This window comes from Paraoerskovia marina DSM 21750 (assembly GCF_000701465.1).
In the GTDB taxonomy this organism is placed as follows: domain Bacteria; phylum Actinomycetota; class Actinomycetes; order Actinomycetales; family Cellulomonadaceae; genus Paraoerskovia; species Paraoerskovia marina.
The window spans coordinates 220,936-242,911 of the sequence record NZ_JNIY01000005.1; the positions used below are offsets into that span (position 1 = coordinate 220,936).

22 protein-coding genes are annotated in these 21,976 nt (G+C 71.6%); 5 read left to right on the forward strand and 17 right to left on the reverse strand.

What is annotated here, in order from left to right:
- Positions 1-187: 187 nt before the first annotated feature.
- A complete protein-coding gene (locus tag Q343_RS0110010; RefSeq protein ID WP_029253452.1) occupies positions 188-1,339 on the forward strand; it encodes a N(5)-(carboxyethyl)ornithine synthase in 1,152 nt (383 codons plus the stop codon).
- On the opposite strand, the gene Q343_RS14025 is transcribed toward Q343_RS0110010, so the two are convergent.
- The 4 genes from Q343_RS14025 to Q343_RS15295 form a co-directional block, all read right to left on the reverse strand.
- Complete coding sequence (locus Q343_RS14025) at positions 1,336-1,791, reverse strand: DUF1579 family protein (protein WP_043109953.1); 456 nt, start codon at positions 1,789-1,791, stop codon at positions 1,336-1,338. The two genes, Q343_RS0110010 and Q343_RS14025, sit on opposite strands and share 4 nt — an antisense overlap.
- Before the next feature lie 170 nt (positions 1,792-1,961).
- Entirely contained in the window at positions 1,962-2,246 is a 285-nt protein-coding gene (locus tag Q343_RS0110020) for a MarR family transcriptional regulator (protein ID WP_155990705.1), read from the reverse strand.
- 101 nt (positions 2,247-2,347) lie between these two features.
- Complete coding sequence (locus tag Q343_RS15290) at positions 2,348-2,563, reverse strand: helix-turn-helix domain-containing protein (protein WP_029253454.1); 216 nt, start codon at positions 2,561-2,563, stop codon at positions 2,348-2,350.
- Positions 2,563-2,700 (reverse strand): hypothetical protein, encoded by a 138-nt coding sequence (locus Q343_RS15295; RefSeq protein ID WP_162175480.1) that lies wholly within the window; start codon positions 2,698-2,700, stop codon positions 2,563-2,565. The genes Q343_RS15290 and Q343_RS15295 overlap by 1 nt, the downstream gene beginning before the upstream one ends.
- Before the next feature lie 523 nt (positions 2,701-3,223).
- On the opposite strand from Q343_RS15295, the gene Q343_RS0110040 reads away from it, so the two are divergent.
- The gene (locus Q343_RS0110040; RefSeq protein ID WP_248616807.1) at positions 3,224-4,186 is read left to right on the forward strand and encodes an alpha/beta fold hydrolase; all 963 of its coding nucleotides are present in this window, start codon (positions 3,224-3,226) and stop codon (positions 4,184-4,186) included.
- Entirely contained in the window at positions 4,183-4,971 is a 789-nt protein-coding gene (locus Q343_RS0110045; protein WP_029253457.1) for a glycerophosphodiester phosphodiesterase family protein, read from the forward strand. Before Q343_RS0110040 ends, Q343_RS0110045 begins: the two co-directional genes overlap by 4 nt.
- Before the next feature lie 10 nt (positions 4,972-4,981).
- Here the strand turns inward: Q343_RS0110045 and aroB are convergent, their stop codons facing one another.
- From aroB to aroC, 3 genes are read right to left on the reverse strand one after another with little or no spacing between them, the layout of a single operon-like run.
- Positions 4,982-6,124: a 3-dehydroquinate synthase gene (aroB, locus tag Q343_RS0110050; RefSeq protein ID WP_029253458.1), complete on the reverse strand. Its 1,143-nt coding sequence runs from the start codon at positions 6,122-6,124 to the stop codon at positions 4,982-4,984.
- Positions 6,121-6,690, reverse strand: coding sequence for a shikimate kinase (locus Q343_RS0110055; protein ID WP_029253459.1), 570 nt, complete (start codon positions 6,688-6,690; stop codon positions 6,121-6,123). Before Q343_RS0110055 ends, aroB begins: the two co-directional genes overlap by 4 nt.
- Before the next feature lies 1 nt (position 6,691).
- Positions 6,692-7,906 carry a chorismate synthase gene (gene aroC, locus Q343_RS0110060; protein WP_029253460.1) on the reverse strand — a complete coding sequence of 405 codons (1,215 nt, stop codon included), beginning with the start codon at positions 7,904-7,906 and terminating at the stop codon, positions 6,692-6,694.
- A 115-nt stretch (positions 7,907-8,021) separates the two neighbouring features.
- Between aroC and Q343_RS0110065 the strand changes: the two genes are divergently transcribed.
- Positions 8,022-8,612 (forward strand): prepilin peptidase, encoded by a 591-nt coding sequence (locus Q343_RS0110065; protein WP_052367096.1) that lies wholly within the window; start codon positions 8,022-8,024, stop codon positions 8,610-8,612.
- On the opposite strand, the gene Q343_RS0110070 is transcribed toward Q343_RS0110065, so the two are convergent.
- From Q343_RS0110070 to Q343_RS0110105, 8 genes are all read right to left on the reverse strand, one after another.
- Positions 8,609-9,457 carry a shikimate dehydrogenase gene (locus Q343_RS0110070; RefSeq protein ID WP_029253462.1) on the reverse strand — a complete coding sequence of 283 codons (849 nt, stop codon included), beginning with the start codon at positions 9,455-9,457 and terminating at the stop codon, positions 8,609-8,611. The two genes, Q343_RS0110065 and Q343_RS0110070, sit on opposite strands and share 4 nt — an antisense overlap.
- On the reverse strand, positions 9,454-10,605 hold the full coding sequence (gene mltG, locus Q343_RS0110075) for an endolytic transglycosylase MltG (protein ID WP_029253463.1): 1,152 nt from the start codon (positions 10,603-10,605) through the stop codon (positions 9,454-9,456). Before mltG ends, Q343_RS0110070 begins: the two co-directional genes overlap by 4 nt.
- 20 nt (positions 10,606-10,625) lie before the next feature.
- Positions 10,626-11,120: a Holliday junction resolvase RuvX gene (gene ruvX / locus Q343_RS0110080; protein ID WP_029253464.1), complete on the reverse strand. Its 495-nt coding sequence runs from the start codon at positions 11,118-11,120 to the stop codon at positions 10,626-10,628.
- Complete coding sequence (gene alaS / locus Q343_RS0110085; RefSeq protein ID WP_029253465.1) at positions 11,117-13,783, reverse strand: alanine--tRNA ligase; 2,667 nt, start codon at positions 13,781-13,783, stop codon at positions 11,117-11,119. Before alaS ends, ruvX begins: the two co-directional genes overlap by 4 nt.
- A gap of 61 nt (positions 13,784-13,844) precedes the next feature.
- Positions 13,845-14,156: a hypothetical protein gene (locus Q343_RS0110090; protein ID WP_052367097.1), complete on the reverse strand. Its 312-nt coding sequence runs from the start codon at positions 14,154-14,156 to the stop codon at positions 13,845-13,847.
- Positions 14,156-14,530 carry a DUF948 domain-containing protein gene (locus Q343_RS0110095; protein WP_029253467.1) on the reverse strand — a complete coding sequence of 125 codons (375 nt, stop codon included), beginning with the start codon at positions 14,528-14,530 and terminating at the stop codon, positions 14,156-14,158. The genes Q343_RS0110090 and Q343_RS0110095 overlap by 1 nt, the downstream gene beginning before the upstream one ends.
- A gap of 119 nt (positions 14,531-14,649) precedes the next feature.
- Complete coding sequence (gene rpsD, locus Q343_RS0110100; RefSeq protein WP_029253468.1) at positions 14,650-15,276, reverse strand: 30S ribosomal protein S4; 627 nt, start codon at positions 15,274-15,276, stop codon at positions 14,650-14,652.
- 188 nt (positions 15,277-15,464) lie between these two features.
- Complete coding sequence (locus Q343_RS0110105; RefSeq protein ID WP_029253469.1) at positions 15,465-16,856, reverse strand: replication-associated recombination protein A; 1,392 nt, start codon at positions 16,854-16,856, stop codon at positions 15,465-15,467.
- Between the two features lie 92 nt (positions 16,857-16,948).
- On the opposite strand from Q343_RS0110105, the gene Q343_RS0110110 reads away from it, so the two are divergent.
- The gene (locus Q343_RS0110110) at positions 16,949-19,183 is read left to right on the forward strand and encodes an MMPL family transporter (protein WP_345940099.1); all 2,235 of its coding nucleotides are present in this window, start codon (positions 16,949-16,951) and stop codon (positions 19,181-19,183) included.
- Positions 19,184-19,189: 6 nt separating this feature from the next.
- On the opposite strand, the gene Q343_RS0110115 is transcribed toward Q343_RS0110110, so the two are convergent.
- Both Q343_RS0110115 and aspS read right to left on the reverse strand, forming a co-directional pair.
- Positions 19,190-20,011, reverse strand: a complete 822-nt coding sequence (locus tag Q343_RS0110115; protein ID WP_029253471.1) for a GNAT family N-acetyltransferase — start codon at positions 20,009-20,011, stop codon at positions 19,190-19,192.
- A complete protein-coding gene (aspS, locus tag Q343_RS0110120; RefSeq protein ID WP_029253472.1) occupies positions 20,008-21,804 on the reverse strand; it encodes an aspartate--tRNA ligase in 1,797 nt (598 codons plus the stop codon). The genes Q343_RS0110115 and aspS overlap by 4 nt, the downstream gene beginning before the upstream one ends.
- Between the last annotated feature and the right edge of the window lie 172 nt (positions 21,805-21,976).

Here is a 21,976-nt window from a genome sequence, read left to right on the forward strand (position 1 = left end):
CCGTTTCGTGACGTCCCCTGCGCCGTGCAGGCGGGGCGCGTTCGTCGGCGTGGTGGTCGGCGGCCGGGCCTGGTGGTCGGTGGCGGGTGGAAAGGGGCGTACGGTTCGAGGCAGAGCCTCCCCTGGTGGGCCCGGTGGCTGCTGGTGCGATTCTCTCGAAACCGCCTGGGCCCTGGAGGACACCGTCATGACTCCCCTGACTCTTGGCATTCTTGCCCGGTCGCGCAAGGAGAACGAGCTGCGCCTGGCGATCCATCCGCGTCATCTGCGGCAGATCCCTGAGGATCTTCGTCCGTTCGTGCTGCTGGAGCGCGGTTACGGCGAGCGGTTCGGGTTCTCGGACGAGCAGGTGGGCGCGTGGGTGGGTGGTCTGCGGTCTCGGGAGGAGCTGGTCGCGGAGTCGGACGTGGTGCTGGCGCCGAAGCCGTTGCTGAGCGACGTCGCGGAGCTGCGGGAGGGTCAGACGCTGTGGGGGTGGCCGCACTGTGTCCAGGACTCTGAGCTGACGCAGGTGGCGATCGACCGGTCGTTGACGTTGATCGCGTTCGAGGCGATGAACCACTGGGGTCCGGACGGGGCGTTCAACCTGCACGTGTTTCACAAGAACAACGAGCTGGCGGGGTACAGCTCGGTGCTGCATGCGATGCAGCTGGCGGGGATGGCCGGGGACTACGGTCCGCGGCTGCGTGCGGTGGTGATCGGGTTCGGTGCGACGGCGCGTGGCGCGGTGACGGCGTTGGATGCTCTGGGGGTGCATGACGTCGACGTGCTGACGCGTCGGGACGTGGCGGCGGTGGCGGCCCCGATCCATTCGGCGCGCATCGTCCGGTTGGACGACGATCCGAGCGGGGGCCGGGTGGGGCACGCGGTGACTGCGGAGGGCCGGGTGCCGTTGCCGGAGTTCCTGGGTGAGCACGACATCATCGTCAACTGCGTGCTGCAGGACACCGAGGCTCCGTTGATGTTCTTGACGGACGATGATCTGCCGGACCTTGCGTCGGGGACGGTGATCGTGGACGTGTCGTGCGACGAGGGTATGGCGTTCGGCTGGGCCCGGCCGACGTCGTTCGAGGAGCCGGCGTTCGCCGTCGGGAACGGGGTGCTGTACTACGCGGTCGACCACAGTCCTTCGTACCTGTGGAACTCTGCGACGTGGGAGATCAGCTCTGCCTTGATGTCGTTTCTTCGTACGGTCATGGGTGGGCCCGACGCCTGGGTGGAGGACGAGACGGTGCGTCGCGCGATCGAGGTCCGTGACGGCGTCGTGCTGAACCCGGCGATCCTTGCCTTCCAGGGGCGGGATGCCGACTACCCGCACGCTGTCGGACGTCGCGACTAGTCGATGCGGTGGGCGACCCGGTCGCACAGGGGCAGCCACGCGTCCCGGGGTCTCCACTCCCAGGTGACGGTCTGGGTGCGGCCGTCCGCGCTGAACTCGAACGTCGCTCGTTCGTGCTCGCCGGTGAGCGTCCACGTGCGACGGTCGACGGTCATCGTGTAGTCGCGGGCGTACCCGTGGTTCTCGACGGTCCGTGCGAAGTAGCGTTCGGTGTCGCGGTCCCACCCGAGGATGCTGAGGGTGTCGAAGGGACCGTTGGCGCGTTCGTCCTGGATGACGAAGTACTTGCCGGTGTGCCAGCGTGCGGTGTGGATGCTTCGCCACGGGGCGGGTTCTGCGTACGGGTCGGCCGGTGTCTGGGTGGGTCCACCGTAGGAGACCCCTTCGGCGTGCCAGCTGCCGACGAAGACCGCGAGCGCCTCGTGCGGTCCCCCGGTGGTGGTGTCGGTCATGGTGTCCCCGTCCTGGTCGGTCCGTCCGTCTCCTGGTGGCTGTCCGCGAGCGCCCGGGCGTTCTCGACGGCCGCCGGCTGTCTTCCATGGTGTGCCCGAGAGCTCGATGCGCGCGATCGGGGGTGCACGGGACCGGGCGCGTGTCGGCGGGGCTGCGGCGGAGGTGCCCCCTAGTCGACGAAGGCCAGGATCGACGCTCGACCGCGCGGCGTCAGGGTGATCGCCCGGGCCCGCCCGTCGAGCTCGTGCTGTCGACGTTCGAGGTATCCGCCTGCCTCGAGCCGGTCGAGGATGCCCGACGTCGTGGCCGCGCTGACCTGCAGGCGGTTCGCGAGCTCTGTCGCCCGCTGGGGGTCGTGCGCGTGGAGGATCGCGAGGACGCGCAGCTGCTGCATGGTGAGCGTCGTGCTCGAGATGGCGGCCAGTCGCCGCCTCACCTGATCGGAAGGGGTCACGCTGCTGATCCTGGCAACCGCACCTGTGTGCGAGCCATGAAGGACCCGGGCGGTTCCCGAGCGTTCGGTGTGGGTCTCGACCGGACGACGGTGCCGGTACGTCAGCGGTCGTCGTCGTCCACGTGTTCGAGGATGTCTCCCGGTTGACACTCGAGCTGGCGACAGATGGCGTCGAGCGTGCCGAGGCGCACGGCCTTGGCCTTGCCGGTCTTGAGGATCGACAGGTTGGCGACCGTGATACCGACTCGCTCGGCGAGCTCGGTCAGGGTCATCTTGCGCTCGACGAGCATCCGGTCGAGACGGACGGCGATCGCCATCAGACCGTCAACCTCTGCTCGTTCTCGATGTCTGCCCCGTGGCGAGACACCTCGGCCACGAGGAGGACCAGGACACCGAGGGCGATCTGGACGAAGTCCACACCGGTCGAGGCGCCGTCCCACGGTGCGAGCATCATCTCTTCGGCAAAGGACTGCGCGCCGTAGCCGGTCTGGACGATGGACGTGTAGTGGCTCAGCAGGGGCCGGTGCCGCGCCTACGATCGCCAGCCATCCCAGACCACGCAGCAACCGCACGGTGCGAGGACTGAACGCCGTTCCCGCGGCCGCAGCCGCGAGAAGCCGCCACACCATCGCGAGCCATGCGACGACCCCCACCCCGACGAGCACCTTCTCGACGAGCTGGGCGGCGACGAAGGTGCTCCATCCCCCGCTCGAGGCGAGCTGGACCTCGCGCGTCAGTCGCACGGTGACCGGCTGCACATCGGCAGAAGGGGCCGTCACCCTGTCCGCGGTTTACCAGAACGTCGACCGCCCACCGCGCAAGGCCCCCTTCGAGGAGTGCGACATGATCGACGTGCCCAGCGCGGGATCCGAGATCGGACCGCGCCGGCCGAGTGCGGCGACACTCGAGACCGCGTGCTGGACCTCCGCGCACCGTCCCGCCGGTGCAGACCGGCGCGCAGGGCATAGGTTCGACCCATGACGAACGCCGCACCCTCTGTGCCCTGGGCTCCGGACGCGCCGCTCGGTGACGCGTTTGAGTCGGCCCCGATCGCCGGCGCGACGCTCGTCCGGCCACGCCGGACGCCGTCCGATCCGCGAGGCGTCGTCGTCCACCTGCACGGCTACAATGACTACTTCTTCCAGGCGCACCTCGCCGAGGCGTTCACACGAGCCGGGTTCGCCTTCTACGCCGTCGACGCCCGCCGCGCAGGTCGGTCCCTGCGACCGGGCGAGGTCCCGCACTACCAGTCGGACCTGCACGAGCAGGCGACCGACCTGAGCACGGCCGTGGCTCTGGCGCGGGCCGCGCACCCCGGCCTCCCGCTGATCGTGCACGCGCACTCCACCGGAGGGCTGGTGGCCGCGCTGTGGGCCCATTCGCACCGCGAGCGCCGCACGGTCGACGCGTTGGTGCTGAACAGCCCGTTCCTGGACGTGGGGGCCAGCAGCTGGTTGTCGCCGGTGGCGTTCGCGATGCTCGACGTCGCGGCGCCGTTGTCACCGATGGTGCAGGTGACGTCCGCGCCGTCCTGGTACGCGACGTATCAGCATGTCGAGCACGGAGGGCGCTGGGACTTCGACACGTCGTTGAAGCGTCCGCAGGGGCTGCCGGCGCGGGCAGGCTGGCTGCGTGCGGTGGTGCGCGCTCAGGTGCGGTTGGCAGCGGGGCTCGAGGTGGGATGCCCGGTGCTGGTCGCACACTCGGCGTCCTCGGGCATCGACTCCCCGGACAACCCGTTGCTCGATGCCCAGGACACGGTGCTCGACGTCGCCCACATCGAACGGTTGGCGCCGCGGTTGGGCGACGACGTGCGGACGGTGGCGGTCGAGGGCGGGGTGCACGACCTGTCGCTGTCGGCACCAGCACCTCGCGCGCTGTACCTCGACGAGGTGTTGTCGTTCGCCGCGAGCGCCGGTTCGGCCGGTGGTGCCCCGTGAGCGGGCGTCCGACGTCGTGGGCGTTTCCGTACTTCGACGCACCGGGCGGCGTGGTCGCACTCGCGCATCGTGGCTTCTCGCTCTCGGGACTGGAGAACTCGATGGCGGCGTTCGCCGGAGCGGTCGACCTCGGGTTCGGCTACGTCGAGACCGACGCCCATGCCACCCGTGACGGTGTGGCGGTGGCTCTGCACGACGCATCGCTGGACCGGACGACGGATGCGCACGGGCTCGTCGCGGAGCTTCCCTGGGCGAAGGTGCGCGAGGCCCGCATCGGTGGCGTCGAGCCGGTCCCGCTCCTGGAGGACGTGCTCGGGACGTGGCCGGACCTGCGGGTCAACATCGACGTCAAGGCCGCCTCGGGGGCGGTGCCGGTGGCCGAGGCGGTCGCCCGGACCGGCGCGTGGGACCGGGTCTGCGTCACGTCGTTCTCCCGGGCACGCCGTCGGGCAACCCTGACCGCTCTGGGACGGGCCGTCGCGACGTCGGCGGCCACCGGGGAGGTGGCGGCCTTCGTCGGCGCCGCGCGGTTGCGCTCGGCCCGACTCGCTCGCTGCGCGCTGGCGGACGTCCAGGCGCTGCAGGTCCCCGTGCGCCAAGGACCGGTGACGGTCGTCGACCGCTCGACGGTCGCCGCCGCCCACCGGGCGGGCCGGCAGGTACACGTGTGGACCATTAACGCAGTCGACCACATGCACCAGCTGCTCGACCTCGGGGTCGACGGTCTGGTGACCGACCGCGCGGAACTGCTCGAGAAGGTGCTGCGCGCCCGCGGCGTGTGGTGAGTGCGCCGACCTACAGGGCGATCGGAGCCCGGCCGGTCGGGGCGTCCTCGCTGATCTCGGCGTAGGCCGCCGCGAGCAGTGTCGGGTCGGGCCCCTCGAGACGGGTCGGCTGGCCGACGGCGTCCAGGACGACGAACCGCAGCAGGTCGCCCCGGGTCTTCTTGTCCCGGCGCATCCCCGACAGCAGCTTCTCCCACCGGTCCCCGCGGTACGTCGTCGGAAGCCCGAGCGACGTGAGGATCTCGCGGTGGCGGTCGACGACCGAGTCGTCGAGCTTCCCGGCCAGCCGTCCGAGCTCGGCGGCGAAGACCATCCCGACGGAGACGGCGGCGCCGTGCCGCCACTGGTACCGCTCGACGAGCTCGATCGCGTGCCCGAGGGTGTGCCCGTAGTTGAGGATCTCGCGCAGGCCCGCCTCCTTGAGGTCGGCACCGACCACCCGTGCCTTGACGGCGACGGACCGCTCCACGAGCTCGGCGAGCGCCGCCCACGTCTCGTCCGCCGCGTCGGCGCCCTTCCAGTCCCGCAGCTCGGCCGCATGGTCGGCGACGATCTCGAGGATGCGCTCGTCGGCGATGAAGCCGGTCTTGACCACCTCGCCGAGGCCCGCGACGAGATCGAACCGCGGCAGAGTCTCGAGGGCCACCAGGTCGCACAGCACCCCGGCCGGCGGGTGGAACGCACCGACGAGGTTCTTTCCCTCCGCGGTGTTGATCCCGGTCTTGCCCCCGACCGCGGCGTCGACCATCGCGAGCAGCGTCGTGGGGACGTGCACCACGCGGATGCCGCGCAACCACGTCGCAGCCACGAAGCCCGCCAGGTCGGTGGTCGCTCCCCCGCCGACCGACACGATCGCGTCCGAGCGGGTGAAGTCGGCCTGCCCGAGCACCCCCCAGAGGAATCCCGCGACCTGCGCGGTCTTGGACTCCTCGGCGTCCGGCACCTCGGCGGCGAACGCCTCCAGGCCCGTCTGGGCCAGGTCCGCACGGATCGTCTCTGCCGTCGCCGCGAGCGAGGACGGGTGGATGACGAGGACACGCCGGACGTCAGGGCCGAGCAGCCCGGGCAGCTCGCCGAGCAGATGGCGCCCGATCACGACGTCGTAGGGGCTCTCCCCGGCGACCTGCACCCGGGTGGTCTCGATCGTGCTCACTGCTCCTCCTGCGGTGCGGGGGTCACCCGCGCGTCGGTTCGGGGGTCGGCGGCGATCTCCGCTGCCACCTGCTCGGGGGTGCGCGCGTCGGTCAGCACGGTCGTGGTCGCGACCTGCTCGTAGACCGCGCGGCGTTCGTTCATCAGTGCCTGCCACCGGGCCCGCGGGTTGCCGAGCAGCAGGGGGCGGGACTGGTTGAAGCCCACACGGGGCGCGGCGTGCGCGAGGGAGACGTCGAGGAAGACGACCGTCCCGCCCGCCTCGGCATAGTCCGCCAGAACCCGGCGGCTGTCGGGGTCGAGGACGGCCCCGCCGCCGAGGGACAGGACACCGTCGTGCTCGCGGACGGCCGTGACGACGGCCTCCCGCTCCAGGGCGCGGAAGGCGGGCTCTCCGTCGGTGACGAAGATGTCGGCGACGGGCTTGCCCGCCGTGCGCTCCACGTCGTCGTCGGTGTCGCGGTGGGCCACGCCCCAGGCACGGGCGAGGATCGCGGCGACGGTGGACTTGCCGGAGCCGGGCGGGCCGACCAGGACGACCAGCGGTCCGGTGGGTGCGGTGCTCATCTCAGCGCAGGTTCTCCGGGATGGCGGCGAGGTACGACTCGACGTTGCGGCGGATCTCCGGCACCGAGTCACCACCGAACTTCTCGAGGGCGGCCTGGGCCAGGGTGAGCGCGACCATGGCCTCGGCGACGACGGCGGCCGGCGGGACGGCACAGACGTCGGAGCGCTGGTGCTGGGCCGTGGAGGCCTCGCCCGTGGCGGTGTCGATCGTTCGCAGCGCCCGCGGGACGGTCGAGATCGGCTTCATCGCGGCGCGCACGCGCAGGACCTCACCGTTGGTCATACCGCCCTCGACGCCGCCGGCCCGGTTGCTCAGGCGGGTGATGCGGCCGTCCTCGCGGACCATCTCGTCGTGGGCCGCGGACCCACGACGGCGTGCCGTGCGGAAGCCGTCGCCGACCTCCACCCCCTTGATGGCCTGGATCCCCATCAGCTCGGCCGCCAGGCGCGCGTCCAGGCGCCGGTCGGCGTGGACGTAGGACCCGATACCCGTCGGTACGTCGTAGGCCAGCACCTCGACGACACCGCCGAGCGTGTCGCCGTCCTTGTGGCACTGGTCGATCTCGGCGACCATCGCCGCCGAGGTCTCGGGGTCGAAGCAGCGCACCGGGTCGGCGTCGAGAGCGGCGACGTCGTCCGCCGTCGGCAGGACGGCGTCCTCGGGCACCTCGACGGGACCGATGGCGACCACGTGGGAGACGAGCCGGACGCCGAACGCCTGCTCGAGCAGATGGGCGGCCGCCGTCCCGAGCGCCACGCGGGTGGCGGTCTCGCGCGCCGACGCACGCTCCAGGACGGGACGGGCGTCGTCGAACCCGTACTTGCGCATGCCCACCAGGTCGGCGTGTCCGGGACGTGGCCGGGTCAGCGGACGGTTGCGCGCAACCTCCCGCACGTCACCCGTGCCCGCGTCGACCTGCAGCGCCTCGGGCGGGACCGGGTCTGCCGACATCACGTCGACCCACTTGGGCCACTCGGTGTTGCCGATCTCGATCGCGAGCGGACCACCCTGGGAGATCCCGTGACGCAGGCCGCCGAGAATGCGCACCTGGTCCTTCTCGAACTTCATCCGCGCCCCGCGGCCGTAGCCGAGCCGGCGGCGGGCAAGAGCATCCTGGACGTCGGCCGTCACGATCTCGACGCCGGCGGGAAGCCCCTCAAGGATCCCGACCAGCGCCTCACCGTGCGACTCACCTGAGGTCAACCACCGAAGCATGGCGTCATCCTCCCACGACACGCCCGCACAGCCGTCGGCCGCCCACCGTGCGGACGGCGGGGTGAACCTGTGGACAACCGGCTGCGGACGGCCTCTCGACGCTAGCGTCGAAGCCATGCTCGCCGACCTCGCCGCCCGCATCGACACCGAGACACGGGCCGACCGCCGTGTCTCGCTCGCGCTGTCGGCAGCGCTGGTGCTCGCAGTCCTGGTCAGCAGGTGGCCCGCTCCCGACACCGTGGCGTTCGTGGTACTGGCCGTGGCCTGCGGTCCGTTGACCGTCATCGACCTGCGCAGCCACCGCCTGCCCGACGCCCTGACCGGGCCGACGGCCGCCGCCGCGCTCGTGGTCCTCGGACTGACGGTGCTCATCGGTCCGGACACACTCGCCGACCTCGGTCGCGCGGCGCTCGGCGCCTTCCTGCTCCTCGCGGCCTACCTGGCACTGGCGATCGTGCGCCCCGGCGGGCTCGGCCTCGGTGACGTCAAGCTCGCAGGCGTCGTCGGGCTCTATCTCGCCTGGTGCGGGTGGGAGGCCTGGTTCCTCGGCACGTTCGCGGCGTTCACCCTCGGCGGGCTCTGGGCGCTCGCACTGCTGCTGGCACGTCGAGCGACCGGGACGACCGCCTTCGCGTTCGGTCCGTTCATGCTCGTCGGAGCGGCGGTCGCGATCGGCCTCGACAGCGCCGGCGCGTTCTCCTTCTAGACCGGAGCCAGGGCCGACCGCAGGGCCTCGTCCATCGCCGTGACCGGCGCGGCGTGCCCCGTCATCAGGCGGACCTGCTCGGCCGCCTGGTGCAGCAGCATCCGCTCACCGCCGACGACGACGCCCCCGGCGCGCGACCAGGCCCGGGACAGCTCCGTCGGGCGCGGGTCGTAGACCACGTCGAGCAAGACGCCGGAGACGGGTGCCCCCGAATCCGCCAGGACCTGCGCCCACGGGTCGGCGGCGTGCTTCGGCATCGTCGAGACGACGACGTCGGCCCGCGGAAGGACGTCCGTCGCGGCGTCGAGGCGCGAGAACTGCGGCGTGACGCCCATCCGGTGCGCTGCGGCGCGCAGCTCTCCGGTCCGCGCCAACGACCGCACGAGGACGTGCGGGCTCGTGCACCCGAGCTCGCCGAGCGCTGCGAGCGTCGACGCAGCCGTGGCACCGGCGCCGAGGATCACGGCGTGCGCGGGCGGGCCCGTGCGTGCCTGCTGGCCGAGCCCCTCCCCGAGCGCCGCCACGAGGCCGTGCACGTCGGTGTTCGCCCCCACGCGCGTGCGGCCGGACGGCAGCAGCGTGTTCACCGCGCCGACGACCTCGGCGAGCGGCTCGACCGAGTCGAGCAGCGGGATGACGGCGTGCTTGAGCGGCATCGTCAGGCTGAGCCCGGCCCAGGACTCGTCCATCGCGTCGACGAATCCCGCCAGCTCGGCCTCCCGCACGTCCACCGCGGTGTACGTCCAGTCGTCGAGTCCGAGCGCGCGGTACGCGGCACGGTGCAGCGCCGGGGACAACGAGTGGGCGACAGGATGCCCGAGCACCGCGGCACGACGAGCCGTCACCCGTTCGCCGCCTGCCACTCGCGCAGCTCCGCGACGTTCTGCTGGTGCTCCTCGAAGGTCTCGGCGAACTTCGTCTCGCCGGTGTCGAGGTTCACGGCGGTCCAGAAGACCCAGGCGCCGTCGGCAGGCTCCAGGACCGCGTCGATCGAGGCACCGCCCGGGTTGGCGATGGGCGTCGGCGGCAGACCCGCGTGCTCGTACAGGTTGTACTCGTTGCTCGGGTCGTCGGTGTCCTCGCGGGTCAGCTCGGTGCCGGAGATCCCCAGGCCGTAGGCGACCGCGGCGTCGATCTCCAGGCGCTGGCCGACGTCGAGACGGTTCTCGATCGCCCGTGCCATCTTCGGGCGGTCCTCGACGGCCTTCGCCTCACGCTCGACGAGCGAGGCCTTGTTCAGGACCTCCTCGCGGTCCTCCTCCGGCACGTTGCGGGAGTCCAGCTCGAGGGTCGTCTGGGTGACCATCTGCGAGATGACCGTGGCCGGCGTGCTGTCCGGCGGCAGCAGGTAGGTCGTGGGGAACATCCATCCCTCGTAGTCGCCCCCCGCCTCGGCCGGCAGACCTCGCGCCTCCGTGTCCTCCATGGCGGCCTCGTACTCCTCGACGGAGTGTCCCGTGACGGACGCCGCACGCTCGACCACCTGGTCGACCGTGTATCCCTCGGGGATCGTCAGCTTGGTCTCGGCCCGCGAGTCGTTCGCCACGAGCCGCGCGACCGCGGACTGCGCGTCCATCTGCGTCAGCATCGTGAACGTGCCCGCCTGGATCTGGCCCGCGCTCGGGTTGGCCTCGAACGCGTCGACGAACGCCTGCTGGCTCGCGACGACGTCGGCCCCCTCGAGCACGGCGGCCATGTCGTACCCGGTCGAGCCCGGCTCGATCGTGACGTCGACCGGAGTCGTGCCCGGCCCGGCGTAGTCCGCCACGGTGTCCGGGCGGAAGTCGTCGACCATCGCCATGATCTGCGGCCGCAGCACGTAGGCGACGGCCGCGACGATCACGAGGATCAGGAAGATTGCCAGCAGGGCGTTGCGGCGACGCTGACGCTTGCGCTGCTTCGCGCGGCGCCGACGCCGCTCCTCCGTGCGCGAATTCGCCGCGGGAGGCTGCTGGGCCTCCAACGTCGAAGTTCCGGGGAACAAGTCGCTCACGGGAGCGTCCTCCTAGTTCGTCAGATACCTACACGTTCGCCGGCTCGCTGCGTCGAGGATCGCTCCGCGTCGAGGGCTGATTGCAAAATGATAACGGCTGCCGCCTGGTCGATGACAGCCCTGTGCTTCCGACCCGCACGCCCGGCAGCGTGCAGCGCCTGGTGCGCGGTCACGGTGCTCATGCGCTCGTCGACCATCTGCACCGGGACCGGGGCGATCTGGGCGGCGAGCACGGCCGCGTAGGCACGGGTGTGCTCCGCCGCGGCTCCCTCGCTGCCCGACAGGTGCTTGGGCAGGCCGACGTACACCACCGCGGCGTTCCGCTCGGCCACCTCCTCGACGATCCGGGCGACGTCCGCCGGGACTTCGGCGTCAGAGGTGTCGCGCGCCAGCGTCTCGACGGGAGTCGCCACGAGACCGTCCGGGTCGCTCGCGGCCAGGCCGACACGTACCGCACCGACGTCGACCGCGAGCCGCGCCCCGCGCGGGAGCGGCTCCGGGGAGTGGTCGCTCACGCGATCGAGCTCCGGATCCCGTCCAGCGCGGCCGGGAGGGCCGACACGTCGCTGCCACCACCCTGGGCCATGTCGTCCTTGCCGCCGCCGCCGCCGCCGAGCGTGCCGGCAGCCGCCTTGGCGAGCGCCCCGGCGCGGATGCCGGCGCCGCGGGCGTCGGCGTTCGTGACGACCACGACGAGCGGGCGATCCTTGGCGACACCGCCGATCGCGACGACGGCGGCACCGTCCTCGCCGAGACGCGCGCGGACGTCGAGGGCCAGCGCGCGCAGGTCGTCCGCGGAGGCGACGACGCCGGCGTCGTGCGTCACGACGCGCGTCGTCCCCACGGTCTGCGCCTGCTCGACCAGCGAGGCCGCGGCGCCGAGCAGCTGGGCCTGACGCAGACCCGCCAGCTCCTTCTCCGCGTCCTTCAGGCGGCTCATCAGCGACCCGATGCGGTCGGGGAGCTCGTCGGCGCGGGCGTTGACCATCCCGGCGAGCTGGTTCACCAGCGCGTGCTCCTTCGCCTGAAAACCGTACGCGCCGTTGCCCACCAGCGCGTCGACACGGCGGACCCCGGAGCCGATCGAGGACTCGCCGAGCAGGGTGACCAGACCGAGCTGACCGGTCTGGCTCACGTGCGTGCCCGCGCACAGCTCGCGCGACCAGTCACCGCCGATGGACACGACCCGCACCTGGTCGCCGTACTTCTCTCCGAAGAGCGCCATCGCACCGAGCGCCTTGGCCTCGGCGATGGGCATCGTCACGTCGGTGACCTCGAGGTTCTCGGCGAGCTGGACGTTGACCCGCTCCTCGATCTCGGAGAGCGCGCTTGCCGGGACCGCACCCGTGGAACGGAAGTCGAAACGGATGCGGCTCGGGGAGTTCTCCGAGCCCGCCTGCGTGTGGTCCTTGCCGAGCGACTCGTGGATCGCCTTGTGGATCATGTGGGTCGCCGAGTGCGACTTGCTGATCGCGGTGCGGCGCGCGACGTCGATCTGCGCGGTCCCGGGGTCGCCGAGCGCGACGGTTCCCTCGGTCAGGCGTCCGCGGTGCACCGACAGACCCTTGATCGGACGCTGGACGTCGTCGACCTCGACCGTCGCGCCGCCGTCGAGGACGATCGTCCCCTGGTCAGCGAGCTGACCGCCGGCCTCGGCGTAGAACGGCGTGCGGTCGAGGATGATCTCGACGTCCGCCGGAGCCGTGGCCGCCGGTGCGGCGACGCCGTCGACGAGCAGACCCGTGACCGTCACCGACGCCGTCGCGTCCGTGTAGCCGAGGAACTCGACCGGCGCCGCGAGCTGCTTCTGCAGCTCCTCGTAGGCGCCGACGTCCGCTCCGCCCTGGCGCTTGGCGAGTGCGTCGGCCCGTGCCCGCGAACGCTGCTCGGCCATCAGCGACCGGAAGGCGGGCTCGTCGACGCTCACGCCCTGCTCGGCTGCCATCTCGAGCGTCAGGTCGATCGGGAAGCCGTAGGTGTCGTGCAGGGCGAAGGCCTTCTCGCCACCGATGGTCGCGGTCCCGGCGGACTTCGCCTCCGCGACGGCGTCGTCGAAGATCGACGTCCCCTGGACCAGGGTGCGGCGGAACGCCTCCTCCTCCGCGTACGCCACGGCCGAGATCCGGGCGAAGTCGTCGGCCAGCTCGGGGTACGACGGCGACATCGCGTCGCGGGAGACCGGGAGCAGGCCCGGCATGGCCGGGTCGGTGACACCGAGCAGGCGCATCGCCCGCACCGCGCGTCGGATCAACCGGCGCAGGACGTACCCGCGACCCTCGTTCGACGGGCGCACACCGTCCCCGATGATCATCAGGGACGAGCGCACGTGGTCGGCGACGACGCGGAAGAGGACGTCGTCGTCGTGCACCGCACCGTACGTCTTGCCCGAGAGCTTCTCGGCGGCCTCGATGACGGGGTAGACCTCGTCGATCTCGTACATGTTGTCCTTGCCCTGCAGCAGGAACGCGACCCGCTCCAGGCCCATGCCCGTGTCGATGTTCTTGCGGGCGAGCTCGCCGACGATGTTGAACTGGTCCTTGGACCGCACGTCGTCGATCTGATACTGCATGAACACGAGGTTCCAGATCTCGAGGAACCGGCTCTCGTCGACGACCGGTCCGCCGTCCTGGCCGTACTCGGGACCACGGTCGATGTAGATCTCCGAGCAGGGGCCCGCGGGTCCGGGCTGGCCCGTCGTCCAGTAGTTGTCGGCCTTGCCGCGGGCCTGGATGCGCTCGTCGGGAAGCCCGGCGATCCGGCGCCACAGCTCACGGGCCTCGTCGTCGTCGTGGTAGACCGTCACCCACACGGAGTCCGGGTCGAACCCGAGGAAGCCGTCCTCCTGAGAGCCGGTGACGAACTCCCAGGCGTAGGTGATCGCCTGCTCCTTGAAGTAGTCGCCGAAGGAGAAGTTGCCGTTCATCTGGAAGAACGTGCCGTGCCGCGTCGTCTTGCCGACCTCTTCGATGTCCAGCGTCCGCACGCACTTCTGGACACTCGTCGCCCGCGGCCACGGCGCCGTCTGCTCCGCGGTCATGTACGGGATGAACGGGACCATGCCCGCGATCGTGAACAGCGTCGACGGGTCCGGGGAGACCACGGACGAGGACGGCACCACGGTGTGCCCGTGGCCACCGAAGTAGTTGAGCCAGCGCTGACGGATCTCGGCGGTACGCATGATGTCCTTCGGGGGTCGTTCGGGTGGGAGGTGCGGCGGCCCGCAGGGGACGCCGGTTCGGTCAGAAGAAGGAGTAGCCGAGCTCGTCCTCGTCGTCGTCCGCACGGTGACGCGCGCGGACCGCCTCGGGAGGAGTCTGCCCCTCGGCGAGCAGGGAGCCGGTCAGCTCCGCCTCGCGCCGGGCGCGTGCGTCCGTGAACTCCGCACGGAAGGCCTGGACGAAGGCGACGGTCCGGGCGCCGGCGTCGTCCACCGCGTCCATGGACCGGTCGACGACAGAGGCGGGAGCGTAGCGGGCGACGAGCTTGCGCCCCTGCGACATGACGACGACCGTCACCCCGACGCCCACACCGATCCAGAAGACTCGCCGCATCAGGAGTCCTTCCCTGCGCCGCGGCCGGCGGCGGTCGCCGCGCCGAACGCCTGCCGGGCCGCGTAGCTGAAGGCGGCGACCTTGACCAGTGGCCGCCCCAGGGTCGCGGCATAGAGGCTCGAGAGCGCCGACACGTTCTCGCTGACCTGCGCGGCCGACGTCGTCATCGCGTCGATCCGCTCCATCTGGGTGTTGGTGGAGACCAAGGTCTGGGCCGCCTCGTCGAGGATCGGCACGGCGTGGTCGGTCGCCTCGCGCAGGCTCGTCCGCGCCTCGTCGAACACGCGACCCAGCTTGACCAGCGGGACGGCGAGCGCACCGACGAGAAGCACAAAGGCGATCGCTGCGATGAGTCCGGCGATATCTCCGACCATGTCTGCTGCTCCTGTACGAGAGGGGGAAGGCTTCGAGGGAACACTACCCGGATGCACGAACGCCCCGCGCGCGACGCCTTCGCGTCACGCCCGGGGCGTTCGAGAACTGCTGTGCGAGATCAGCGAGCGTAGTACTCGACGACGAGCTGGACGTCGCACGTGACGGGCACGTCGGCACGCTTCGGGCGGTCGACGAGCGTCGCCGAGAGCTTCTCGAGCTGGACGTCGAGGTAGCCCGGGACGGCCGGCAGGACGTCGCGGTGCGCACCGGCGGCGGCGACCTGGAACGGGACGGTCGCCTGGCTCTTCGGCTTGACCTGGATCGTCTGACCCGGCTTCACGCGGAACGAGGGGCGGTCGACGATCTTGCCGTCGACGAGGATGTGGCGGTGCACGACGGCCTGGCGCGCCTGCAGGATCGTCCGACCGAAGCCGGAGCGCAGGACGAGGGCGTCGAGGCGGACCTCGAGGTTCTCGACGAGAGCCTCACCGGTCAGGCCGGACTCCTTGCGGGCGTCCTCGTAGGCACGGGCGAGCTGCTTCTCGCGGAGCGCGTACTGCGCACGCAGACGCTGCTTCTCGCGCAGACGGACCGCGTAGTCCGACTCGGTGCGGCGGCGGGCGCGGCCGTGCTCGCCCGGGGGGTACGGACGCTTCTCGAAGTGCTTGACGGCTTTGGGGGTGAGCGCAAGGCCCAGGGCGCGGCTCAGGCGAACCTGGCGGCGCGAACGGGTCACGGAGGACACAGTGGTATTTCCTTACCTGTCGTGTGCGATGGACGTCGCACCCGGAACCAGCCGGGTGCTGGACCAGCCGTCGGAGAACCTGCCGAAGCGGTGCTCACGGGGCCGAGGTCCCAGGTGTCGCCGGTAGGCAACCACGACAGTCTATCGCACGCCGGCCGCCGCCCGCGCCGCTCCGGGCATGTGCTCGGTCACTGGCCACGCCGAGCCCGTGACAGGATCTCGCGGACCCTGACGAGACGCTCCCCGACGCTCCGCTCGAAACCACGGTCGCTGGGGGTGTAGTACCGCGCCGACCCCAGATTCTCGGGCAGGTAGGTCTGCGGGGCGACGGCGTGCGGCGCGTCGTGGGCGTACTGGTACCCCTGGCCGTGACCGACGCTCTTGGCACCCGGGTAGTGGGCGTCCCGCAGATGCGTCGGCACGGGGCCCGCTCCCCCGGCACGGACGTCCGCGAGCGCCGCGTCGATGCCGAGGTAGGCGGCGTTGGACTTGGGGGCGGTGGCGAGGTGGACGACGGCCTCGGCGAGGACGATGCGGGCCTCCGGCATCCCGATGAGGGCGACGGCCTGGGCGGCGGCGACCGCGGTCTGCAGGGCGGAGGGGTCGGCGAGTCCGACGTCCTCGGCGGCGGAGATGATGATCCGTCGCGCGATGAAGCGGGGGTCCTCCCCCGCCGAGATCATGCGCGCGAGGTAGTGCAGGGAGGCGTCGACGTCGGAGCCTCGGATCGACTTGATGAAGGCGCTGATGACGTCGTAGTGCTGGTCACCGTCCTTGTCGTAGCGCACGGCGGCGACGTCGATCGCCCGCTCGACGGCGGGGAGGTCGATGCGTGCGGGAGGGCGGTGGTCGTCGTCCGCCGCGGCGTCGGTCAGCACGGCACCGGCGGCGGCCTCGAGGATCGTCAGCGCCTTGCGGGCGTCGCCGCCGGCGAGGCGGAGCAGGTGCTCGGCGGCCTCGTCGTCGAGCGCGACCTCCCCGGCGAGGCCACGCTGGTCGACGAGGGCACGGTCGACGAGCCTCCTGACGTCGTCGGTGCTCAACGGCTGCAGGGTCAGGAGGAGTGACCTCGACAGGAGCGGTGAGTTGACCGAGAAGCTGGGGTTCTCCGTCGTGGCGGCGACGAGCGTCACCCAGCGGTTCTCGACGCTCGGCAGGAGCGCGTCCTGCTGCGACTTCGAGAAGCGGTGGACCTCGTCGACGAAGAGCACGGTCTCCTCACCCGAGGAGGCGAGGCGCCGCCGGGCGTCCTCGACGACGGCGCGCACGTCCTTGACGCCGGCGGTCACCGCCGACAGCTCGACGAACCGTCGTCCGGACGTCGCCGCGACGACGTACGCGAGGGTCGTCTTGCCCGTGCCGGGCGGACCCCAGAGGATCACCGATCCCGGCGCGGCCCGTCGGGAGCCGGGGTCGGCCGGGTCGACGAGCCGTCGCAGCGGCGATCCGGGTCCCAGCAGGTGCCCCTGCCCCGCGACCTCGTCGATGCTTGCGGGACGCATCCGTACGGCCAGGGGCGCGCCGGGGCTGGTGGCCGGGGTGCCGTGGTCCGCGATCCCGGCGGTGTCGAACAGGTCCATGCTCCGAGGGTACGGACCGGGTCCGACGTCGGGGCGTCTCGCCGTGCACAGCATCCCGTCGGTCCGGTCACGTTAGTGACAGACTGACCCCCGTGTTCGAGAACCTCGGCCGCGCGATCGCGCGGCGCCCCCGTTGGACGGCCCTGGTCTGGCTCGTGCTCGCCCCGCTGGGGTTCGCCCTGGCGGTACTGGGCGTGCACGGAGAGTCGTTGTTCGAGCGGCTCTCGACCGGCGAGCCGACGGTTCCCGGCTCGGACAGCCAGTACGCGAACGACGTGCTGGCGGCGCAGTCCGACGAGGGCGAGTCCATCACGCTCCTCGTCGAGGGCATCAACCCCGCGACCGACGGCATCGCGGAGGCTCTGGCACCCGCGCAGCAGGACCTGCTCCTGATCGACGGTGTCGAGTCCGTGATCGACCCGTACATCCTTCCTGGCGCTCTCGAGAACCCCGCGGCGGCGAGCCTGCTCGCCGCCGACGGCGACGGGTTCGTCGTCGAGGTGACGACCGAGGCCGACCTGACGGGCGAGCGCGAGAACGAGGTCGCGGCCGAGGTCGAGGAGCGTCTCGACACCGTCGACGACGACCTGGCGGCCCTCTCCCCCGGCGTGACCGGTCTCGTGGGGAGCAACGACCTGATCGTCGAGGCCGTCACCGACCAGGTCGAGGAGGACCTTCGCACCGGCGAGCTCGTCGCGCTCCCGATCGCCCTGCTGGTGATGGTTCTCGTCTTCGGCGGGTTCGTGGCGGCCGCCATGCCGCTGATCGGCGCGATCGCCTCGATCGGGGTCGGGCTCGGCGCCCTGCTCGGTCTCTCGTACCTCATGGACGTCGACGCGTCGGTCGTCAACGTCGTCACGCTGCTCGGGCTCGGCCTCTCGATCGACTACGGCCTGCTGATCGTCTCGCGGTACCGCGAGGAGCTCCACCTCGTCCTCGACGCAGACGACGGCGCGGCGGTGCGCCGTCGCCGCGGCGACGGCGCCGTCCTGACGGCGATCACGCGCACGATGGCCACGGCGGGCCGCACCGTGGCGTTCTCCGCCCTCACCGTCGCGATCTCGATCTCCGGTCTCCTCGTCTTCACCCCGGACATCCTGCGCGCGATCGGCGCGGCCGGCGTCATCGCCGTCCTCATCGCCGTCGCCACCGCTCTGACCCTGGTGCCCGCCCTGCTCGTGATGACCGGACGACGCCTCGCACGGCCCGGTCTGTTCGAGCGGATCCCCGGACTGCGAGCCGTCGCACGGCGGACCGCCGACGTGCAGTCCGACGAAGGCGTGTTCTCCGCCCTGGCGGGCCGCGTCCAGCGGCACCCGTGGTGGGTGATCCTGGCCTCGACGACGGTCCTGGTGGTCCTCGCTCTCCCCGCCGCCGGACTGCAGCTGCGCAACTCCGGGATCGAGCTCCTGCCCGCCGACGCGCCCCAGCGCCAGTTCGTGGAGACGCTCGCCGACGAGTACCCCGCGAGCCAGAGCCCGGACATCATCGTCGTCACGCGGTCGACGCCTGCGGCGACCGACCAGTGGGCCGAGCAGGTCGCCGACCTCGAGGGTGTCAGCGCCGTCGGGTCGGCCACGGCGAGCGCCGACTACTCAGTCTTCGGCGTCCAGCTCGACACCGACGACCCGGGCAGCGCCGAGGCCGTGACCGCGGTCCGTGACATCCGAGAGCTCCCGGTCCCGTTCCCCGCGTGGGTGACGGGCCAGGCGGCAGGACAGGCGGACTTCGTCGACGCCCTCGCCGACGGCGTCTGGTGGGCCGTCGGCATCGTCGTGGCCGCGACGCTGATCCTGCTCTTCCTGATGACGGGCTCCGTCGTCATCCCGGTCAAGGCCCTGCTGACGAACGCCCTCTCGCTCGCGGCGAGCCTGGGCGTCCTCGTGTGGGTGTTCCAGGACGGGCATCTGGAGAACCTGCTGGACTTCACCTCGACCGGCGGCATCGAGACCTACGTCATCGCACTGGTCATCGCGTTCGCGTTCGGCCTGGCCATGGACTACGAGGTCTTTCTGCTCTCCCGGATCAAGGAGCTGCACGACGCGGGGTACTCCAACGACGAGTCGGTCCGTCTCGGTCTGCAGCGGTCCGGGCGGATCATCACCTCCGCCGCGCTGATCATCATCGTGGTGTTCGCAGGGTTCGTCGTCGGGGACCTGCTCGTGATCAAGGAGGTCGGGTTCGCGCTCGCCGTCGCGGTGGCGATCGACGCCACCCTGGTGCGCATGCTCCTGGTGCCGGCCACGATGACGGTGCTCGGCCGCGCCAACTGGTGGGCACCGCGACCGCTGCGCGCGCTCTACCGCAGGTTCGCCATCACACACTGAAGTCCGTCAGGACGGGAGGGTCCGCCAGCCGGAGAACTCCTGGCCGACGACGTAGCCCGCTCGCGTGTAGAGCGCCCGGCCGGCGACGTTGTGGGCGTACATGCCGAGCGCGGCGCGGTCCGCGTGGCGGAGCGCCTCGCGCGTCGCGACGGCGACGAGCGCACCGGCGGACCCCCGGCCACGGGCGGCCGGCAGCGTCCCGATCCCGCCGAGCTCCCACCCGTCGGGACGTACGTGCGCCCCGACGACGGCACTGAGACCGGACCCGTCGTCGTAGCCCCACCAGCGAGTCTCCTGCGCCCACGGGTCGGCCTCGGCGTGCGGGTTGGCCTCAGCGAGGCAGCGCGCGGCCGCCTCGCGGTCGGTGCCGGAGACGAGCTCGCGCACGTGCACCTCACCGGGATGCGCCGCAGGCGCCACGGTGGTCGAGAACCAGTCCCAGTCGGAGGTCGTCGGCCCGGTCAGGAGCGCCGGCAGGCCCGGGTGGTCCGCGGCCGACGAGAGCACCGGCATCCCGCGTGGCACGCATCCGCCCACCACGGAGCCGTCGGACGGTCCGGTCGCCGTTCCGGGGAACTGCCCGCGCTCGGCAACGTCGAGGATGAGCTCCGCCGCAGCGACCGGGGCGCCGATCCCCCAGACCGCCAGCTGGTCCGCGGCAGGGGTCGGCATCCCGGGGCGGTCGTCCACGAATCCCGTCAGCACGAGGCAGGCCTCGGCGCTGCTCCAGCAGGCGCGTACACCCCGCCGGCGCGCGTCGACCTCGATCCAGGGGTGAGTCCGCCACCGGGGTGCGAGGCCGGTGAGCGGCCCCGCACCCGCACTCATGCGGAGGTGGTGCCCTCGGACGCGTCCGCGTGGTCCTCCGGGACGGCGTCGACGCCCGCTTCCTTGCGCTGGGCCGGCGTGATCGGGGCCGGGGCCTGGGTCAGCGGGTCGAACCCGCCGCCCGACTTCGGGAACGCAATGACGTCCCGGATCGAGTCGGACCCCGTGAGCAGCGAGACGATCCGGTCCCAGCCGAACGCGATCCCGCCGTGCGGCGGAGCCCCGAACGCGAAGGCGTCGAGCAGGAAGCCGAACTTCTCCTGCGCCTCGGCCTGACCGATGCCCATCACCTCGAAGACCCGCTCCTGCACGTCTCGACGGTGGATACGGATCGAGCCGCCGCCGATCTCGTTGCCGTTGCAGACGATGTCGTAGGCGTACGCGAGGGCCTCGCCGGGGTTCTGCTCGAACGTGTCGACCCACTCCGGGGTCGGCGACGTGAAGGCGTGGTGCACGGCCGTCCAGGCTGAGCTGCCCAGGTCGACGTCGTCGTCCTGTCCGGCTGGCTTGAACAGCGGCGCGTCGACGATCCAGACGAACGACCACGCGTTCTCGTCGATCTGGCCGGTGCGGCGGGCGATCTCCAGGCGAGCGGCGCCGAGCAGCGCCCGGGAGTCGTCGACCTTGCCGGCGGCGAAGAAGACCGCGTCGCCCGGCTGGGCGCCGGTCGCCTCGGCCAGGCCCGCACGCTCGGCGTCGGAGAGGTTCTTGGCCACGGGCCCGGCCAGCGTCCCGTCCTCGGCGAACGTGACGTACGCGAGACCGCGCGCGCCGCGCTGCTTGGCCCAGTCCTGCCACGCGTCGAACTGACGGCGGGGCTGGGACGCCCCGCCGGCCATGACGACGGCACCGACGTAGTCGGCCTGGAAGACGCGGAACGGTGTCTCGGCGAAGTACTCGGTGAGCTCGATCAGCGGGTTGCCGAAGCGAAGGTCGGGCTTGTCGCTGCCGTACAGGCGCATCGCGTCGGCGAACGTCATCCGCTGGATCGGGCGCGGGATCTCGACGTCGATGAGCTTCCAGAGCGCGACGAGGATCTGCTCGCCGAGGTCGATGACGTCGTCCTGCTCGACGAAACTCATCTCGACGTCCAGCTGGGTGAACTCCGGCTGGCGGTCGGCGCGGAAGTCCTCGTCGCGGTAGCAGCGCGCGATCTGGTAGTAGCGCTCCATGCCCGAGACCATGAGCAGCTGCTTGAAGAGCTGCGGGGACTGCGGCAGCGCGTACCAGGAGCCCGGCGCGAGGCGCGCGGGGACGAGGAAGTCGCGAGCGCCCTCGGGGGTCGAGCGCGTGAGGGTCGGGGTCTCGATCTCGACGAAGTCCTGGGCGTCGAGCACGGCCCGGGCGGCCTGGTTCGCCTTAGACCGCAGGCGCAGGGCGCGCGCGGGCGTCGGGCGTCGCAGGTCGAGGTAGCGGTGCTTGAGCCGTGCCTCCTCGCCGATGGTCTCGGTGCCGTCGAGCGCGGTCGAGACCTGGAAGGGCAGCGGCGCGGACTCGTTGAGCACGACGACGTCGCTCACGACGACCTCGACCTCTCCGGTCGGCAGGTTGGAGTTCGCGTTGCCCTCCGGCCGCTGCGAGACCTCTCCGGTCACCTGGAGGACGAACTCGCTGCGCAGGGGGTGGGCGACGGCCTCGTCGCGGATGACCACCTGGGCGATGCCCGAGGCGTCGCGCAGGTCGATGAAGGCCACGCCTCCGTGGTCGCGGCGGCGGTCGACCCACCCGGTCAGGGTGATGGTCTGGCCGATGTGCTCGGCCCGCAGTGAGCCGGCCGTGTGGGTGCGAAGCACGGAGGGGTCCTTCCGGATCGGGGGGTGGTGGGCGGCTGCCCCGGGGGTCTGCCGCGAGCGCCGCGTGGCGCACCGCGACAAGTCTAGTCGGTGTCCGGGCGGACTCCACCGCTCGGCCCGTTCACAGGGTGGGACGGGCGGGGTCGCAGATTGCCCGATTCGTCGCGCGGCT

What these genes read in the sequence shown, in the direction of transcription:
- Q343_RS0110010 (WP_029253452.1), top strand. Translation starts at nt 188, where the DNA reads ATGACTCCCCTGACTCTTGGCATTCTTGCCCGGTCGCGCAAGGAGAAC.
- Q343_RS14025 (WP_043109953.1), bottom strand. Translation starts at nt 1,791, where the DNA reads ATGACCGACACCACCACCGGGGGACCGCACGAGGCGCTCGCGGTCTTC.
- Q343_RS15290 (WP_029253454.1), bottom strand. Translation starts at nt 2,563, where the DNA reads ATGGCGATCGCCGTCCGTCTCGACCGGATGCTCGTCGAGCGCAAGATG.
- Q343_RS15295 (WP_162175480.1), bottom strand. Translation starts at nt 2,700, where the DNA reads ATGATGCTCGCACCGTGGGACGGCGCCTCGACCGGTGTGGACTTCGTC.
- Q343_RS0110040 (WP_248616807.1), top strand. Translation starts at nt 3,224, where the DNA reads ATGACGAACGCCGCACCCTCTGTGCCCTGGGCTCCGGACGCGCCGCTC.
- Q343_RS0110055 (WP_029253459.1), bottom strand. Translation starts at nt 6,690, where the DNA reads ATGAGCACCGCACCCACCGGACCGCTGGTCGTCCTGGTCGGCCCGCCC.
- aroC (WP_029253460.1), bottom strand. Translation starts at nt 7,906, where the DNA reads ATGCTTCGGTGGTTGACCTCAGGTGAGTCGCACGGTGAGGCGCTGGTC.
- Q343_RS0110065 (WP_052367096.1), top strand. Translation starts at nt 8,022, where the DNA reads ATGCTCGCCGACCTCGCCGCCCGCATCGACACCGAGACACGGGCCGAC.
- alaS (WP_029253465.1), bottom strand. Translation starts at nt 13,783, where the DNA reads ATGCGTACCGCCGAGATCCGTCAGCGCTGGCTCAACTACTTCGGTGGC.
- Q343_RS0110090 (WP_052367097.1), bottom strand. Translation starts at nt 14,156, where the DNA reads ATGCGGCGAGTCTTCTGGATCGGTGTGGGCGTCGGGGTGACGGTCGTC.
- Q343_RS0110095 (WP_029253467.1), bottom strand. Translation starts at nt 14,530, where the DNA reads ATGGTCGGAGATATCGCCGGACTCATCGCAGCGATCGCCTTTGTGCTT.
- Q343_RS0110105 (WP_029253469.1), bottom strand. Translation starts at nt 16,856, where the DNA reads ATGGACCTGTTCGACACCGCCGGGATCGCGGACCACGGCACCCCGGCC.
- Q343_RS0110115 (WP_029253471.1), bottom strand. Translation starts at nt 20,011, where the DNA reads ATGAGTGCGGGTGCGGGGCCGCTCACCGGCCTCGCACCCCGGTGGCGG.